Source organism: Streptomyces sp. ME19-01-6 (genome assembly GCF_033793745.1).
In the GTDB taxonomy this organism is placed as follows: domain Bacteria; phylum Actinomycetota; class Actinomycetes; order Streptomycetales; family Streptomycetaceae; genus Streptomyces.
In genome coordinates this window covers 87,129-99,419 of the sequence record NZ_JARAXF010000025.1, presented here as the reverse complement: position 1 = coordinate 99,419, position 12,291 = coordinate 87,129, and the positions used below count along the sequence as shown (strand labels likewise).

Annotated in this window: 12 protein-coding genes and 4 pseudogenes; 9 read left to right on the top strand and 7 right to left on the bottom strand. The window is 65.2% G+C overall.

Annotated features, from left to right (window positions below):
- Positions 1–2 precede the first annotated feature (2 nt).
- Both PV419_RS38400 and PV419_RS38395 read right to left on the bottom strand, forming a co-directional pair.
- Positions 3–212, bottom strand: coding sequence for a hypothetical protein (locus PV419_RS38400; RefSeq protein ID WP_319697006.1), 210 nt, complete (start codon positions 210–212; stop codon positions 3–5).
- Positions 213–274: 62 nt separating this feature from the next.
- Positions 275–717 (bottom strand): annotated as a pseudogene (locus PV419_RS38395) (IS3 family transposase); the annotation flags it as partial.
- A gap of 640 nt (positions 718–1,357) precedes the next feature.
- On the opposite strand from PV419_RS38395, the gene PV419_RS38390 reads away from it, so the two are divergent.
- Positions 1,358–2,632, top strand: coding sequence for an APC family permease (locus PV419_RS38390; RefSeq protein ID WP_319696953.1), 1,275 nt, complete (start codon positions 1,358–1,360; stop codon positions 2,630–2,632).
- 11 nt (positions 2,633–2,643) lie between these two features.
- Here the strand turns inward: PV419_RS38390 and PV419_RS38385 are convergent, their stop codons facing one another.
- Positions 2,644–3,015: a DUF6223 family protein gene (locus PV419_RS38385; RefSeq protein ID WP_319696952.1), complete on the bottom strand. Its 372-nt coding sequence runs from the start codon at positions 3,013–3,015 to the stop codon at positions 2,644–2,646.
- A 231-nt stretch (positions 3,016–3,246) separates the two neighbouring features.
- Between PV419_RS38385 and PV419_RS38380 the strand changes: the two genes are divergently transcribed.
- Positions 3,247–4,374, top strand: a complete 1,128-nt coding sequence (locus tag PV419_RS38380; protein ID WP_319696950.1) for a sensor histidine kinase — start codon at positions 3,247–3,249, stop codon at positions 4,372–4,374.
- Complete coding sequence (locus tag PV419_RS38375) at positions 4,371–5,030, top strand: response regulator transcription factor (RefSeq protein ID WP_319696949.1); 660 nt, start codon at positions 4,371–4,373, stop codon at positions 5,028–5,030. The genes PV419_RS38380 and PV419_RS38375 overlap by 4 nt, the downstream gene beginning before the upstream one ends.
- A 26-nt stretch (positions 5,031–5,056) precedes the next feature.
- Here PV419_RS38375 and PV419_RS38370 read toward each other — a convergent pair whose 3' ends face one another.
- On the bottom strand, positions 5,057–5,362 hold the full coding sequence (locus PV419_RS38370; protein WP_381565935.1) for a PadR family transcriptional regulator: 306 nt from the start codon (positions 5,360–5,362) through the stop codon (positions 5,057–5,059).
- Positions 5,363–5,382: 20 nt separating this feature from the next.
- Here PV419_RS38370 and PV419_RS53515 point away from each other — a divergent pair.
- Positions 5,383–5,661, top strand: a pseudogene (locus PV419_RS53515) (three-helix bundle dimerization domain-containing protein); the annotation flags it as partial.
- A gap of 81 nt (positions 5,662–5,742) precedes the next feature.
- Here the strand turns inward: PV419_RS53515 and PV419_RS38365 are convergent.
- Positions 5,743–6,144, bottom strand: coding sequence for a Tn3 family transposase (locus PV419_RS38365; RefSeq protein ID WP_319697001.1), 402 nt, complete (start codon positions 6,142–6,144; stop codon positions 5,743–5,745).
- A 393-nt stretch (positions 6,145–6,537) separates the two neighbouring features.
- Here PV419_RS38365 and PV419_RS38360 point away from each other — a divergent pair, with 393 nt between their 5' ends.
- Positions 6,538–7,548 carry a type ISP restriction/modification enzyme gene (locus PV419_RS38360; protein WP_319696946.1) on the top strand — a complete coding sequence of 337 codons (1,011 nt, stop codon included), beginning with the start codon at positions 6,538–6,540 and terminating at the stop codon, positions 7,546–7,548.
- Between the two features lie 243 nt (positions 7,549–7,791).
- On the opposite strand, the gene PV419_RS38355 is transcribed toward PV419_RS38360, so the two are convergent.
- Positions 7,792–8,625: a class I adenylate-forming enzyme family protein gene (locus PV419_RS38355; RefSeq protein ID WP_319696945.1), complete on the bottom strand. Its 834-nt coding sequence runs from the start codon at positions 8,623–8,625 to the stop codon at positions 7,792–7,794.
- On the opposite strand from PV419_RS38355, the gene PV419_RS38350 reads away from it, so the two are divergent.
- The 4 genes and pseudogenes from PV419_RS38350 to PV419_RS38335 all read left to right on the top strand — a co-directional run.
- On the top strand, positions 8,576–9,379 hold the full coding sequence (locus PV419_RS38350; RefSeq protein ID WP_319696943.1) for an SRPBCC family protein: 804 nt from the start codon (positions 8,576–8,578) through the stop codon (positions 9,377–9,379). The two genes, PV419_RS38355 and PV419_RS38350, sit on opposite strands and share 50 nt — an antisense overlap.
- Positions 9,376–9,966, top strand: coding sequence for a 3-phenylpropionate/cinnamic acid dioxygenase subunit beta (locus PV419_RS38345; RefSeq protein ID WP_319696942.1), 591 nt, complete (start codon positions 9,376–9,378; stop codon positions 9,964–9,966). Before PV419_RS38350 ends, PV419_RS38345 begins: the two co-directional genes overlap by 4 nt.
- Positions 9,967–9,983: 17 nt before the next feature.
- Positions 9,984–11,045: an LLM class F420-dependent oxidoreductase gene (locus PV419_RS38340; RefSeq protein WP_319696940.1), complete on the top strand. Its 1,062-nt coding sequence runs from the start codon at positions 9,984–9,986 to the stop codon at positions 11,043–11,045.
- A 110-nt stretch (positions 11,046–11,155) separates the two neighbouring features.
- Positions 11,156–11,318: pseudogene (locus tag PV419_RS38335) on the top strand (transposase family protein); the annotation flags it as partial.
- Positions 11,319–11,431: 113 nt separating this feature from the next.
- Here the strand turns inward: PV419_RS38335 and PV419_RS38330 are convergent.
- Positions 11,432–12,221: pseudogene (locus PV419_RS38330) on the bottom strand (DUF427 domain-containing protein).
- Positions 12,222–12,291: the final 70 nt, after the last annotated feature.

Here is a 12,291-nt window from a genome sequence, read left to right as displayed (position 1 = left end):
TGTCAACGGCCTTCGAAGACCTCGCCCTGGCGTAGCCCGGCACAGGCTCCGAGCCAGATCAGGACCTCATAGCGGGGCGCTACCCTCCGCATGGCCGCTGCGACTGCCGCGACCTGTCCCGGTGACAGAGCGACCTTGACGCGTGGTGTGACGTCAGGGAGTTCGATCCGGGCCACGATGTTGGGAGGGAGCGAGACATCCTCGTCCAGCATGTAATGCACGAGGATGCGCCAGATCCAGAAGATCTGGACGACGGTGCAGGCCGAGTCGATGCCTTGCTTGTCGGTGCGATCGCGGTGAAGTCGCGCCGCAGCAGGTCCGGCACCGGCGTCGCCGCTGGCTCGGGGATGGTGGTGCGGACCTTCTTGCGCAGGTGCCGTCCGACAATGTTGAACTTCCGCATGACGCGTGCCACCCGCTTGTGGTTGACCCGCTCACCCTCGTCACGGAGCTCGGCTGTCACGCGTGGAGCCCCGTAGGTGCCGTCGGACTCGGTGTGGATCTCGGTGATGCGCTCGGCGAGTTCGGCATCGGCCCGGGCCCGCTCGGCCCGCGCGTCCGCGCCGGCCAGCCACCGGTAGAACCCGGACCGGGAGACGGCCAGAACCTGGCACAGCCGCTTGACACCGAAGGCGCCACGGTGATCGTCGACGAACTGGAAGCGGCTGCTCACCAGCTGGTCTCGCCCGCAAAATACTTCGCGGCCCTCCGCAAGACTGGCGTGGTACAGCGCGACGGCATCCGCCCGGAACTCAGGCGAGTACTTCGACGTCCCCAACGGGAACTCCTGTTCTTCGGATCCTCACGATCCAATGATCAGGGTGTCCACGATCAAGGGGTAACGCCCCAACGGGCATATCCCACCCTCATGGGCTTCGTTGCGGCCTCGGGTACCGCGGCGTCGATCGCCGGGCCCATCTCCCACGCGCGGCCGGGGCCGCGGCCGGCGGGGGTCTTACCTCCAGCTCGGCGCGGAGCTGGGGGACGAGCATGAAGCGCGGGGTGTGGTACTTCGGGGCGACCTTGCCGCCGCGGGTGCGGCAGGCGCTTCCCGCAGGGGCGGAACAGGTGGGGCAGTCGAACTGTGCGACGGCGGCCGGTTCGGTGAGCTGGGGCACGTCGTGCGAGGGGCATGGTGCGAATGCCGTTTTGCGAGGGTTGCGAGAACGGAGATCAGGGGCAAACCGGACACGGCCCGACGGGGGTCCGCGATCTCTCAAGAAGTACTCATTTCTGCGAACACTGAGCGTGCATCCATGGCCTGGGATGCGGGTCGGCGGCCGGACCGGGGCTCACGTATCGTCTGCCGATATCGAAGTGCGTAACGTCTGCGGCTGTGCCGCCGAGGGAGTAGGCCATGAGCAAGCCATCGACCGCCGCCGGGATGCCGGACGAGCTGAGCCGTCGGCTTGGAGTGCCGGATGCCGTGGTGATCGGTCTGGGGTCGATGATCGGCGCGGGGATCTTCGCCGCACTTGCCCCGGCCGCGCGGTCGGCCGGCTCCGGGCTGCTGATCGGCCTGGCGCTCGCCGCGGTGGTCGCCTACTGCAACGCCACCTCCTCCGCACGGCTCGCGGCCCGGTATCCGGCGTCGGGCGGTACCTACGTCTACGGCCGTGAACGTCTCGGCGACTTCTGGGGCTACCTGGCGGGCTGGGGATTCGTGGTGGGCAAGACCGCCTCCTGTGCGGCGATGGCACTCACCGTCGGGACGTACGTGTGGCCGGGCCAGGCCCACGCGGTCGCGGTCGCGGCGGTGGTGGCGCTGACCGCGGTGAACTACGCCGGGGTGCAGAAGTCCGCACTGCTGACCCGGGTCATCGTGGCCGTGGTCCTGGCGGTGCTCGCCGCCGTGGTGGTCGCCGCGCTCACCTCCTCGGCCTCGGACGCGGCCCGGCTCGACGTCGGGGACGACGCGACCTTCGGCGGGGTGCTCCAGGCGGCGGGCCTGTTGTTCTTTGCCTTCGCCGGGTACGCGCGTATCGCCACCCTGGGCGAGGAGGTCCGCGATCCCGAGCGCACCATCCCCCGGGCCATCCCGCTCGCGCTCGGCATCACCCTGGTCGTCTACGCCGTCGTCGCCGTCTCCGCACTGACGGTCCTCGGTCCGCAGGGGCTGGCAGAGGCTGCCGCGCCGCTGTCGGACGCGGCCCGGGCGGCAGGAGCCGACTGGCTGGCTCCCGTTGTGCGCGTCGGCGCTGCCGTTGCCGCGCTCGGTTCGCTGCTCGCGCTGATCCTCGGAGTCTCCCGCACCACGCTGGCCATGGCCCGCGACCGGCACCTGCCGCACGCCCTGGCGGTCGTCCACCCGAAGTTCAGGGTGCCGCACCGCGCCGAGCTGCTGGTCGGCGCGGTGGTGGCGATGCTCGCCGCAACCGCCGACGTGCGCGGCGCGATCGGATTCTCATCCTTCGGCGTCCTTGCTTACTACGCCGTGGCCAACGCCTCCGCCTGGACTCTGCGGCCGCACGAGGGTCGTCCCGTGCGGATCATCCCCGTGGTAGGGCTGGTCGGCTGCCTCATCCTTGCCTTTGCCCTGCCGTTGTCCTCGGTGGTCGCCGGGGCCGCGGTGCTGGCTGTCGGTGCCGCCGCCTACGGGGCCCGGCGCGTGGTGGCCACACGCACGCCGTGACCCGGTGGCGGTCAGGCGGGCACCCGGTCGGCTGCCCTGTTGGTGTGGCGGCAGCGGGTCAGCGCCCGGCGGCCGAGGAGTACGGCGCCCAGCCCCAGCGGAATGGCCACGATGGCGCCGACGAGCCCGTTGCCGGTGCCGGGGCCGCCGCTGGAGGTGGCCAGGTGCAGCACCGCGAGGACTGTGCCGACCGTTCCCACCGCGATGGCCGACATCCCGCCGGTGCGTGCGTTACCGGTACTGATCCGGCCGCGGGCGCGGGCCAGGGCGAGCCAGCCGACGGCCAGGCCGAGCAGCCCTACCCCGAGGGCAAGGTTGGCCCCGGTCCGCCCGTCGCCGATGATCCCGCCTTCGGCGGCTGCCACCAGTACTGAAGCATTCATGCCTCTTTCCCTCCGTGTCTGTCACTGATTCCGAGGTTTCCGATGTGCCTTGAGCATGCGCGCCGGGCCCTTGCCGGTCGTCCAGCAGGCGCAGGCACTATCCGCTACTGCCGCGGCGGCATCCCGATACTGCGTACGCGGCAGGCCGCGCGCGGGTACCGCGCACGCGGTAGCCGGCCGCTCGTCCACGAGCGGGACTCGCCCGCAACCGCATGCGGCTATGGTGCCCGCATGGACAAATGGCGGTTCGCTGTCCCGGCCGGGGTCACTGACTGGGCGATCGCCGTGGGCGTGGCGGCGCTGCAGCTGGGCACCGGGCTGTCCGGGCCACACCCGGCCGGGGGGCGCGAGTTGCTCGGCTCCGCGCTGCTGGCGGTCGGCGGGCTGGCGCTGGCCGCGCGCCGGCGGTCACCGCTCGTGGTCCTGGCCGTCACCGGGCTGTCCGCAGTGGGCTACCTGGGGGCCGGGTTCGAGGTGCTCGCCGTCTCCTATCTGGTCGCGGTCTACGGCGCGGTCTGCGCCGGGCACCGCGCCGTCACACTGGCCGCATCCATGGGCCTGCTGGCGGTGCTCCACCTCACCGCCCTGATGTCCCGTGACGGTCCCGCGCGCGAAATCGTGACGCAGGCCCGGAACACCCTTGAGATCGCCTGGCTCATCGCCGCGTTCGCCGCCGGGGAGGCGGTGCGGCAGGCCGAACGGCGGGCGGACGAAGCAGAGCACACCCGCGAGGAGACCGCGCGCCGCCGGGCCGACGAGGAGCGGCTGCGCATCGCGCGGGAGTTGCACGACTCCCTCACCCACCAGATCTCGGTCATCAAAGTGCAGTCCGAGGTCGCCGTCCACGTGGCCCGGAGGCGAGGCGAGCAGGTGCCCGAGGCCCTGCTGGCGATCCAGGAAGCCGGCCGGGAGGCGAGCCGGGAGCTGCGCGCGACCCTGGAGGCACTGCGCGACGACGACACCACTCCGCCGCCCGGACTCGACCACATCCCGAACCTTGTGAAACGGTTCCAAACGACCGGTCTGGAAACGACGCTCACGATAGAAGGACAGCCGCAGCCCGTGCCAGCAGCGGTAGGCCGTACCGCATACCGGATCGTTCAGGAATCGCTCACCAACGTCGCCCGGCACGCCGCCGCCACCGCCGCATCGGTGCTCATCGACTACCGGCCAGACGCCCTCGCCATCCGCGTCGACGACAACGGAAAGGCCACCTTGCACCCCGCGCCGACGCCCGGCCTCGGTCTGCTCGGCATGCGCGAACGCGTCACGGCCCTGGGCGGTGGGCTGCGTACCGAGCCGCGCAGCACAGGCGGCTTCACTGTCCAGGCTGAACTTCCCACGAACGGAGCGTCGTGATCCGTGTCCTGCTGGTCGATGACCAGCCGCTCATCCGCAGCGGCTTTCGCGCGCTGCTCGACCTCGAAGACGACATCGAGGTGGTGGCCGAGGCCGCCAACGGCCAAGAGGGCCTGGCGCTCGTCAAGGAGCAACTGCCCGACGTCGCGCTCATCGACATCCAGATGCCCGTGATGGACGGCATCCAAGCAACCCGGCACATCGCCGCGGACCCGGCCCTGGCGGGCGTACACGTCGTCATGCTGACCAACTACGGCATGGACGAGTACGTCTTCGACGCGCTGCGCGCCGGCGCCGCCGGCTTCCTCGTCAAGGACATCGTGCCGGAAGACTTCCTGCACGCCGTACGCGTCGCCGCCCGCGGCGACGCCCTGCTCGCGCCCGCGATCACCCGAAAGCTCATCGACCGGTACGTCACCCAGCCCCCTGCCCGCACAGGCAGCGGCCTTAAGGAGCTGACCAGCCGCGAACGCGAGGCAGTCGCCCTGGCCGCCCAGGGCTTGTCCAACGACGAGATCGCCGACCGCTTGGTCATCAGCCCGCTGACTGCCAAGACCCACATCAACCGGGCCATGGGCAAGCTGCACGCGCGCGACCGCGCCCAGCTCGTCGTCCTGGCCTATGAATCCGGCCTGGTAGCCCCGCGCAACTCCTGACCCCGCACCGTTGACTGGCCAGGGCGCTACGGCGCCTCGTCGCCCAAGACCTCGCGGGCGAGCTCCTTCAGCGCCTTCCGGTCCTCCGCCAGAGCCTTCTTCCCGGCCTCGGTCGCCTTGTACACCCGCCGGGTACGGCCGTCGACCACCCGCTGCTCCGAGGTGAGCAGTCCGTCGGCCTCCAGCCGGTGCAGCGTCGGATACAGGGTGCCGGGGCTGATCTGGTAGCCGTGGGAGGCCAGCTCCTCGGTCATCCACGCACCGTGGATCTCCTCCTCGGCCGCGTGATGCAGGATGTGCAGCCGCACCGCCCCCCGCTGGAACTCCCGCACCCTGGCCACCTCCGGCAGTGATGAAACCGATATCGGCATCCGATCCTACGCCCGCACCGGACTTCGTCCGATGCCTCCGGGAACCACCTCGGGCACGGATATCGCGAGACGACATCGGATTTCGATGCCTGAGAGACGGGCCCTTCATGGACAGGGAGCACTCCCTCGACCGCGTCATCGAGCACCTCGCCGCCCGCTTCCCTCACCACGACGAACAGACCGTCGCCGAGACCGTGTACGCCACCCACGCCCGGCTGCGGCAGGGCGCCACGGTCAGCACACACCTGGCGGCGCTCACTCAGCGGCCGGCCGGGAACGCGCCTCGCCCGCACGCTGCCCAAGCGCCCCGTCCAGCAGGCGTAACCCCCACGGCCGGCGGGTCAGGCGGCCGCGGTGAAGCCGGCGGCGGCCAGATCCTGGTCGCGCAGGGGGGTGAAGCCGACGTCCAGCTTGGGGTCGTACGCGTCGGGCTGGATGCCGAGCTCGTGCGTGGAGTACTCGCCGAACCGGTTGATGTGCTCGGTCAGGTACGGCGAGATATGGGCCAGGTCCTCCGGCTCGATCGTCCAGCCCTCCTCCAGCAGTTGGCGGACGATCTCGGTGATGTCCAGGGCGTTGTGGAAGATCACCGCGTTGGTGAGCAGGGCGTTGAATTTCATCGCCTTCTCCTGCTCGACAAGGTCGTTGTCGGCGATGACGCCGCGGTTGCCGAAGCCGAGCCACTGGGAGAAGCCGTTGAACGCCTCGACCTTGTTGGCCGTCGCGGTCACCCGCCGCCGCAGCGGGGGCGTCGGAGAGGTAGCGCAGCAGCTGCACGGTGCGGATCACGCGGCCGACCTCGCGGAACGCCGCATAGGCGAAAAGTTGACGCATCCACAAAGTGTACGTTTCAATACAACGATATTGGAGACTATCTCAGCCGTGAAGATAAGCTTCGCGTCATCGGTTCGCAGAGCCTGAATGACGTCATCTGGGAACATGTGCTGCCGGATAATGACGGAGACTGGATCAACCAGCGTGACGAAAGCTTACGGAATTTCAACAGATCGGCGATAAGCTCCGCAAGGGCAACTCGCGCCCCGTCTTCGAGACTTACTCAGCAGGGTTGCAAACAAACCGTGACGTGTGGGTTTATAACTACTCGGCTAATCGTCTGCGCGGATACAGTTATCTCGATGATTGACTTCTTTAACTCGCAAGTCGATGATTTCGGTGCCTACTGCATTGATAGCAAGGTTGTGCGCCCGCGTGAACATGTAGACGGCTTTATTGAATTGAACCCAAAGAAAATCAGCTGGTCGCGTAGTCTGCAGGGGTACCTAGCCAATTCGGAAAAGATTCAGTTTGATTCCTCCCGGATGGTTCGATGCATGTACCGGCCGTTCGCGAAGCAGATTGTCTATTTTGATAGCCATGCTAATCATGAGCGCTCCCAGCTCCCTCGGGTTTTCCCTACGTCGGAACATGCGAACTTCGGATTCTACGTGACAGGCGTCGGTGCCGCTATGAAATTCACCGCCCTCGCCGCTGGTAATATTCCTGATCTCTCCGAATTCGGCGGGCAGACGAACGGTCAGTTCTTCCCTCGCTATACATATCGAGAACTAGCCGTCGAGGGAGGATTCGACTTCGGTGAAAGTGGCGGTGGTGGGTACGAGCGCGTCGATAACATCACCGATTCTGCACTGGTGGACTACCGCAAGACGTGCACTGACCCCACCATCACCAAGGACGACATCTTTTACTACACCTACGGTCTGCTCCACTCCCTGGAGTACTGCGAGCTCTTCAAGGCCGACTTGAAGAAACCCTTGTCTCGAATCCCGAGGGTGCGCGACTTCCACAGCTTCACCGAGGCCGGACGCAAGCTCGCCGACCTGCACATCAACTATGAGCAAGCCGAGCCGTACAAGGGGCTCGTCGAGACGCCGACCGGCGAAATCTCGGCAACTCCGCCGAGCGAGTTGTACCGCGTCGCCAAGATGAAGATCCCGAAGACCAAGGGGCAGCCTGACCGGTCGACGATCATCTACAGCAAACCGGATGGTGTCGGTGTCCGTGTAGCGGAGCAGCTGATCAAGTGCATCGGTGAGGGCCTTGGGGCCGCGCCAGATCTTGCACTCGCACATAACGATATTGCGGTTTTTGATACGGATGAACCTACCGGCGTCCACTCCCACAAGTGACAACAAGCCTGCCGCTGTGACAGCTATCGTGCTTCGGCTCAGCTGCCATGGGACACGGAAACACTTGGGTTAGTGGACCTGTACCCCCCGTCGACCGATGCATCGCGGCGCAGGATGGACGCTGCCGTTGGTGCTATGGCCAGGGAGCCCGGTCGTGTCAAAAGTGGTTTGGATCCCCACCGTGGTTCAGCGGCTTCAACCTGTGGAATCGATTTTCCTTATCGATTTTTCCTGTTTGAGCCGTTAAGGCTTCGATTGGTGAACGAACAAGGAGCGCAAAGCCATGCGGTCTACTTTTCTGGCGGGGGTGTATGGAATCTCGTCCAATACTATAATGCGAGTCGGCCGCTTGTATCTGGCGAGGTGTTCGGCGCAATGCCGATGAATATTCTCCAAGTCCAGAGACTTTCCTGTAACGGGTACGATGAATGATATCGGCTGCTCGCCTTTTCGCTGATCAGGTACTCCAATGGTGACGGAGTGAGCAACGTGGGGATGTGAGACAATGACCTCGTCTATCTCGCGCGGGAAAACGTTGAACCCGCCTACAAGAATCATGTCCTTCGCGCGGTCGACGATATACAGGTACCCCTCTGTGTCAAGTCGACCGATGTCACCTGTTCGCAACCAGCCGCCTGTAAGTGCCGTTGCCGTATCATCCGGCCTTCGATGATAACCCAGGAACATGCGCTGAGGGCAGCGCACCAAAATTTCCCCCACAACGCCGATGGGCTGCGGATCCTGGCTTCCGTCTGCAGCGATTCGAACTTCAATCTGGGGCGCAGGGCGACCTACGGAGCCAGCCAGCGCTTTCTTTCCCGGCACCTGGCTGGTGATGGGCGCTACCTCAGTCATGCCATATGCCTCACGAACCTCCAGGCCAGTAGCATCTTTCCATTGGTGGAGCACCGAGGCAGGGAAAGGAGAGCCGCCTCCTGGGCAGACACGCAGTTGCCGGAGATCTGCCGAGGAGAGATTTGGGGCAGCCAATAGACCGCTGTAGATCGCCGCAGGGCCACCAGAAAAAATGTTCCTGGACAACGACCCAGGAGGAACGGAGTTCCTTCCCGGATCCATCCGCTCTGAAATATCCTGTAACTACAAAATTCCCGCCGAGAACTTCGCGAGCGATGCTCTTCACGCCCGGTATACCCATGCGTCCGGTGCGCAAGTGATGCTAGGGCGTCAAGTTCCACTTCTCGGAGGTCCTGACGCCGAAAGCTTTCAAATCAATGCAAATGGGCATTGCTGGGAATTTAATCTCGATAAGCGCGGTAACGCTGCCACTCTTGGGCAACCGCTCGTCAAAGATTATTTGCGAGAGCACGAGCAACAGTTCGTTGAGCGACTCGGATGGCCTCGCGCTTGGGCGGTCGGCTCCACCAGCTCAGTTACGGTCTTCCCGAATTTCTCGTTCCTTCCCGGGCAGAATACTTTCCGTGTCTGGCGGCCAGTGAGCCCCAGCCAAACGGTTCTGCACACCTATGTCCTGGTCAACAAGAATGCTCCTGAAGAAGTGAAGCGTGCATGGCGCGTAGGGGCGATGCATACATTTTCCCCGGCCGGGGTATTCGAGACTGATGATGTGCCGCCCTGGCAAGGTGCGACCGCGTCCCACCAGGGTACAGCCACCCGGAAACATCATTTGTACAGTGCGCTGGGTAAGGGCAGTCGCGTATCGCTCCCGGGACTTCCTGAAGGGCTCAACGTCTCCAAGGGGCAGGTAAGCGAGGAGAATGCGCGAGCCTACTATAAACGGTGGCGCGCTCTCATGCTCGCCCCCACTTGGGGTGACGTCATCAGCGACTCAACGTCTACGGAGATGCCATGAACGAATCTCCTTTTAATCCGCCGCAATCTTCTTCAGGATTCCTGGGTTTCCAGTTGTCGCAGCCGCTCATGGAGGTACTTGAACCGTTAGCCCTTCAACGAGAGGTGGAAGACTTCCTCTACAAAGAGGCTCGGCTCCTCGACAACGGAAAATATCTTCAATGGTTGGAGCTGTGCACCGACGACATCCATTATTGGATGCCCGGAATTGAAGACCGTCAGCGCCGGGACCCGGCGGGAACGTACGGTCCTGAACGGATGGCCTACTTCGATCATGACAAGAGATTGCTCAAGGAGCGTGCGCAGCACCTTGAACATCCGGCTGCGTGGTCCCAGGATCCCCCGGTCCGCCACTTGCACGTCATCAGTAACATTGAGGTCATACCCGCCGACGCTCTGAGGAACCTGGACGTTCACTCGGTGCTGATCCTTTACTCCAGTCGATTTGAGAACGAGAGGCACACGTTGTATGCGCGCCGCGAAGATAGGCTGCGACGTCTGAAGGATGGCTCTCTCCGTATTGCGCGCCGCACCATCCTGCTGCAGGACAGTACTTTGCCGGCGCCGTCTATCAACACGTTTCTATAATCGAGCGGAGGAGCCACATGACAAGTAACCATCCTGCTGCCGGGACCGAGGATCTGCCACAGATCACGGTGGGATTGGGACTCTGGAAGGACCGCCCTGCGCATGAAGCGCTTGAGACGGCAAAACTCGCTGACGAGCACAACTTTCCCGAGTTATGGATCGGCGAGAGAGAAACCTACGACACCTTCGCCCTGGCCACAGCTATCGGAAGCTGCACGCAGAGAATTCCATTGACTCTGGGGCCGCTTCCTGTCGCAGTTCGGGACCCCGCAATGATCGCAAGAGGTGCGGCCAGCGTCGCCGCTCTTTCCGGCGGCAGGAAGGTGCGCATCGCAGTGGGGCCATCCAGCCCCATCATCGTCACAGGTTGGCACGGGCGTGACCACAGGCGACCGGCCAGAGCCATGAGTGAATCCGTGCAGGCCCTAAGGCATTTTCTTGCCCAAGAGAGGGCGGTAGTTGACGGTCAGGTGATCAGGACCCGCGGATACCGATTGCGTCTTCCCGCGCCCACTGGATATCTCACGATGGCCGCCTTCGGGACGCACGCCATCCGCACGGCAGCCCGCCAGGCCGACCGAATGGCGGTGGCTCTCGTCACCGCTGAGACGGCAGCGGAGTTGGCCAAGCAACTCGCCAAGGAGTCAGAGGCTGCCCTGCGCCCCCGGCCGCCAGTCGCTGCTTGGGTGCCGGTAGCTGCTACCGCGGAGGCAGCGGCCCTGCAACAAGTGCGAAACATGCTGGCCGATTACCTTAACGCACCTGGATATAGCCAGATGTTCGCGCGTGCTGGGTACGGTGATGTGGTTGACTTCGCCCGGAGTTCACCCCGGCCTTATCGTTCTCAATTGATTGAGGCGGTGCCGTTCGAACTGGTCAAAAAGATCGGAATATTCGGTGACAAGGATGCTGTTCGGCAAGGTCTGCTCACCTACGGTGCGGCAGTTGACGAAGTAGTTGCGCTGCCTTGTTCTACACCGGATGACCCAGCTGGCGCGTACACTCTGCAGGTTCTCCAGGCCATTCGGCAGGGAAAGGGGGATCTTCGAGGCCCTGGATCCCGGCCAGCTGTGTGCTGAAGACGTGTGACCTCGTCCATCATGCGCGTGGATCATGGGCGGATGGCACGACTCGATGACATCGTCTTTGACCGCGCTCACCCTGCGGCCGTGCTCCACTTCCGGGCTGCAAGGGACGGCCGTGGGCCCTGGCGCTGGAGGACCGGGCCTTGCTCGTCGCCGCGTACTGGCGGACCTGCCCTGCGGCAGTTCGCGCCGCAGTTCGGGGTGGCGAAGTCGGCCGCTGGCGGCATCATCGATCGCCTTGGGACGTTACTCGTTCTCCAGCCTCGCCCCGGCCGATCGTCGTCGGTGGGCCGACGCCGGCTTTCCCTTAGAAAGGGCCTCTGCGATCTTCCCCGTTGCGCGCGGGCGGTGCCTGGGTGTCCTCGGCCGTGTGCGTCGGGCTATTTGGTCGGCGCGGCCGGGGTCGGGTCGGTGGGCCGTGGCAGCAGCGTGCCGTCGACGTACAGGTCGACGTGCTCGTTGTAGAACGCGACCATGCCCGCGATGCGGTTGGCGTGGATCGTTGGGAGGCCGTAGGCCCAGGCGATGTCCTCGTGGGTGGCGACGTCGCTGTCGAACGTCCAGTAGTCGCCCGTCGTCCCCTTGTACGGGCAGCTGGTCACCGTGTCGGTGGGGCGCAGCCGGGGCCAGTGGATGTGGGTGCGGTCGAGGTAGTAGCGGGTCGGCAGGCCGGTCTTGAACAGCTTTACGCAGTGCGGCGCGTCGGCCAGCGCGACCCTGTCGAGCTCCACGCGGACGCTGCTGGAGGAGCGGAGCGCGTCCACTTGGGAGTAGGGGCTCCTCGGGTGGACGAAGACCGGCTCGTCCTTCTCGAACCAGGACTCCAGGGCCTCCCACTCGAAACGGACGGTGCCGCGCAGGGGCTCGGGGCGCCGTCGGCCCAGGCCCATGCGGCACCCGGGCGGACCTCGGATCCGGTGTGGAGGGAGTGGCGCCGCGCGGGGCCGGCGCCCAGGGATTCGGTGTAGTGGTCATCGGTCAGCACACCTTCGACCATGTCCTCGATCGGGATGCTGAACCGGGGATAGACGGGCCGCTCCCATACGTACAGGGCGCGCCGGGTGTCGAAGACGACGTGGCCGCCGATCGGCCCCGGATGCGTCGCGGCACGGGTTCGACGTGGCCGACCGGGACGATCAGGCTTGGGTGTTTCACGCTCTCGTCGGCCATCGATGGCTACCGGCCGTGCCGGAACCCCCCGGAGCGACTTCGAGACAGGGTGCCGTTTAGGGTGGCGTGA

Bases quoted from the DNA above. Each gene is read 5' to 3' on its own strand.
- PV419_RS38400 (WP_319697006.1), bottom strand. From the start codon at position 212: ATGCTGGACGAGGATGTCTCGCTCCCTCCCAACATCGTGGCCCGGATC.
- PV419_RS38390 (WP_319696953.1), top strand. From the start codon at position 1,358: ATGAGCAAGCCATCGACCGCCGCCGGGATGCCGGACGAGCTGAGCCGT.
- PV419_RS38385 (WP_319696952.1), bottom strand. From the start codon at position 3,015: ATGAATGCTTCAGTACTGGTGGCAGCCGCCGAAGGCGGGATCATCGGC.
- PV419_RS38380 (WP_319696950.1), top strand. From the start codon at position 3,247: ATGGACAAATGGCGGTTCGCTGTCCCGGCCGGGGTCACTGACTGGGCG.
- PV419_RS38360 (WP_319696946.1), top strand. From the start codon at position 6,538: ATGATTGACTTCTTTAACTCGCAAGTCGATGATTTCGGTGCCTACTGC.
- PV419_RS38350 (WP_319696943.1), top strand. From the start codon at position 8,576: ATGTTCCTGGACAACGACCCAGGAGGAACGGAGTTCCTTCCCGGATCC.
- PV419_RS38355 (WP_319696945.1), bottom strand. From the start codon at position 8,625: ATGGATCCGGGAAGGAACTCCGTTCCTCCTGGGTCGTTGTCCAGGAAC.
- PV419_RS38345 (WP_319696942.1), top strand. From the start codon at position 9,376: ATGAACGAATCTCCTTTTAATCCGCCGCAATCTTCTTCAGGATTCCTG.
- PV419_RS38340 (WP_319696940.1), top strand. From the start codon at position 9,984: ATGACAAGTAACCATCCTGCTGCCGGGACCGAGGATCTGCCACAGATC.